We start from the raw sequence: 2,952 nt of genomic DNA, 5'->3' as shown, positions 1-2,952 counted from the left end.
GCCGCGGGCCGGGACCCGGCGGCGATCACCCGGTCGGCCGCCCAGGTCGTGGCGGTCGGCAAGGACGACGCCGAACTCACCCGCCGGGCGGAGGCCATCGGGCGGGACGTCGACGAACTGCGGGCGAACGGCGTGGCGGGCACCCCGGCGGAGGCGGTGGACACGATCGGCCGCTGGCGGGAGGAGACCGGTATCACCCGGCTGTACCTGCAGGTGCTCGACCTGTCCGACCCGGCGCACCTGGAGCTGATCGCCTCGGAGGTCGCACCGCAGCTCGGGTGAGCCGCACCCGGTGCGGCGTGCGCGGGTGCGGGGAGGTCACCCGCGCGGCGCGAACGCGTCGTCGGGGGTTGTAACCCCGTCCCGGGTCAGCCAGCGGTCGTCGCGGACGGGAAGGTCGCCCTCCAGGGCGGCCAGCACGGCGTCCCGTGCGAGCGGCAACGCCTCCGCCACCGGAACGTCCCTGCCGAGCTCGGCGGACAGTGACGTGGTCCCGGCGTCGCTGATCCCGCACGGCACGATCCGGTCGAACGAGCCGAGGTCGGCGTCGCAGTTCAACTCGAAGCCGTGCATGGTGACGCCGCGCTGCACCCGGATGCCGACGGCGGCGATCTTGCGCTCGACCCCGCGGCCGTCGGCGGGCAACCACACCCCGCTGCGGCCCTCGACCCGGCCGGTGTGCACGCCGAACGTCGCGCACACCTCGATCAGCGCCTCCTCGATGCGCCGGACGTAGTGCACCACGTCGACCGGGTCGGCCAGCTTGACGATCGGATACCCGACCAGCTGCCCCGGCCCGTGCCAGGTGATCCGCCCGCCCCGGTCCACGTCGATCACCGGGGTGCCGTCGGTCGGCCGGTCCTCCGGGAGGGTGCGCTTGCCCGCCGTGTACACCGACGGGTGCTCCAGCAGCAGGAACGTGTCCGGCGCGGAGCCGTCGGCGCGGGCCTCGGCCAGCTGCCGTTGCCGCTCCCACGCCTGGAGGTAGTCGATGGTGCCGAGCTCGCGGACGTCGACGGGGCCGCTCGCCGCGCGGCAGGAGAGGTTGGGGTTCTCACTCACGACGCCGAGGTTACGCCGGGCGCGGGCGGGAAAGGCAACGCCGCTGTGTCCCGGCCGTCCCGGCCGTTCCCGGGTCACCCCGCGCGGGTCACCTCGGCCAGCGCACCGTCCAGATCCGGGTACCGGAAGTCGAACCCGGCCGCGGACAGTACCCCGGGCAGGGCCCTGGGGCCGGTGAGCAGCATCTCGTCGGCGGCCTCACCGAGCGCGGCCTTCAGCGCGACGCCCGGAACCCGCCACGGCGCCGGCCTGCCCAGCGCCCGACCCAGGGCACGGGTGAACTCCGCGTTCGTCACCGGCGTCGGTGCCGTCAGGTTCACCGGGCCCGCCACCTCGGCGTGCTCCAGGACGAACCGGATGGCCGACACCTCGTCCGGCAGGCTGATCCACGGTAGGTACTGCCTGCCGTCGCCGAGCCGTCCGCCGAGCCCGAACCGGAACAACGGCAGCAGCGGTCCGAGCAGCCCGCCCTCGGCCGTGAGCACCGGCGCCGTCCGCAGCAGCACCACGCGGGCCCCGGCCCGTCGGGCCTGCTCGGTCGCCGCCTCCCACCGGCCGCACAGCCGGGCCAGAAAGCCGGCACCGATCGGGGCGGACTCGTCCACCCCGGTCCCGCCGGTGTCGCCGTAGTAGTTGATCCCGGAGGCGTTGACCAGGGTCGGCACCCCGTGCTCGGCCACGGCCTCGGCGAGCACCTCGGTGGGCTCGATCCGCGAGTCGGCGAGCAGCTGCTTGCGGGCCGCGCTCCACCGGCCGGAGGCCAGCGGCGCACCGCACAGGTTGACCACCGCGTCGACCCCGTCGAACGCGCCCTCGTCGATCCGGCCGGACGGGGGGTCCCAGCCGTGCTCGTCGGGACGGCCGGGCCGCCTGCGCACCAGCCGCCGGACCTCGTGTCCGGCCCCGGTCAACCGGGTGCGGAGCGCACCACCGATCAGTCCGCTGGAACCGGCCACGAGAACGCGCATGGAGCCACTCTAGACGTCGAACGACGACGGGGCGTCCACCGACGGTGGTGAACGCCCCGTGTCGGGTGACGGCGGATCAGCGGCCGGGGGCCGCCGCCCCGGGACGAACGGTCACAGGCCCAGCTCGTCCTCGAAGTGGCCCTCCTCCAGGCGCTGCCGGATCGTGGTCAGGAAGCGGCCCGCGTCGGCCCCGTCGATCAGCCGGTGGTCGTAGGTCAACGGCAGGTACGCCATCGAGCGGATGGAGATCGTGTCGTTGCCCTCGGTGTCGGTGACCACGACCGGCCGCTTGACCACCGCGCCGGTGCCGAGCATCCCGGACTGCGGCTGCACGATGATCGGCGTGTCGAACAGGGCGCCGTTGCTGCCGATGTTGGTGATGGTGAACGTCCCGCCGGTCAGCTCGTCCGGGGTCACCTTGTTGGTGCGGGCACGCTGCGCCAGGTCGGCGATCCGGTGGGCCAGACCCGCCAGACTGAGCTCCCCGGCGTCGTGGATGACCACCGACAGCAGTCCACGCTCGGTGTCCACGGCCACGCCGAGATGCACCGCACCGTGGTAGGTGATCTCCTTCGTCTCCTCGTTGTAGGAGGCGTTGACGTTCGGGTGCTGCTTGAGCGCCTCGACCGTGGCCTTGGCGAAGAACGGCAGGAACGTCAGGCCGACGCCCTCCCGCTCCCGGAATGCCTCCTTCGCCCGGGCACGCAGCTGGGCGATCCGGGTGACGTCGACCTCGTGGACCTGGGTGAGCTGCGCGGAGACCTGCAGTGACTCCCGGGTCTTCTCGGCCGTGATCTGCCGGATCCGGCTGGCCTTCTGCACCGTGCCGCGCAGTGCCGCCTTCTCCGAGTCGGACACCGCCACGGCCCGGTCCGGCTCGGTCGGCGCCGACGGCCGGGCCTGCGGGGGCGCGGCCTGCTGC

Annotated in this window: 3 protein-coding genes and 1 pseudogene; 1 reads left to right on the top strand and 3 read right to left on the bottom strand. The window is 73.7% G+C overall.

The annotated features are described in order from the left end of the window. Positions 1 to 282, top strand: a pseudogene (locus tag SACHA_RS0100290) (LLM class F420-dependent oxidoreductase); the annotation flags it as partial. 36 nt (positions 283 to 318) lie between these two features. On the opposite strand, the gene lipB reads toward SACHA_RS0100290, so the two are convergent. From lipB to sucB, 3 genes are all read right to left on the bottom strand, one after another. Beyond that, positions 319 to 1,062, bottom strand: a complete 744-nt coding sequence (gene lipB, locus SACHA_RS19515) for a lipoyl(octanoyl) transferase LipB (RefSeq protein WP_039737409.1) — start codon at positions 1,060 to 1,062, stop codon at positions 319 to 321. Positions 1,063 to 1,136: 74 nt separating this feature from the next. Then, positions 1,137 to 2,030 carry a TIGR01777 family oxidoreductase gene (locus SACHA_RS0100280; protein WP_019806256.1) on the bottom strand — a complete coding sequence of 298 codons (894 nt, stop codon included), beginning with the start codon at positions 2,028 to 2,030 and terminating at the stop codon, positions 1,137 to 1,139. A gap of 111 nt (positions 2,031 to 2,141) precedes the next feature. Further along, positions 2,142 to 2,952, bottom strand: an 811-nt coding sequence (gene sucB / locus SACHA_RS0100275; RefSeq protein WP_019806254.1) for a 2-oxoglutarate dehydrogenase, E2 component, dihydrolipoamide succinyltransferase, incomplete at its 5' end; no start/stop codon positions are given.

Source organism: Saccharomonospora halophila 8, assembly GCF_000383775.1.
GTDB lineage: Bacteria > Actinomycetota > Actinomycetes > Mycobacteriales > Pseudonocardiaceae > Saccharomonospora > Saccharomonospora halophila.
The sequence above is the reverse complement of the archived record's forward strand: the minus strand, read 5'-3'. Positions and strand labels throughout refer to the sequence as shown.

Coding starts and splice junctions, on each gene's coding strand:
- SACHA_RS0100280 (WP_019806256.1), bottom strand. CDS start 2,030: ATGCGCGTTCTCGTGGCCGGTTCCAGCGGACTGATCGGTGGTGCGCTC.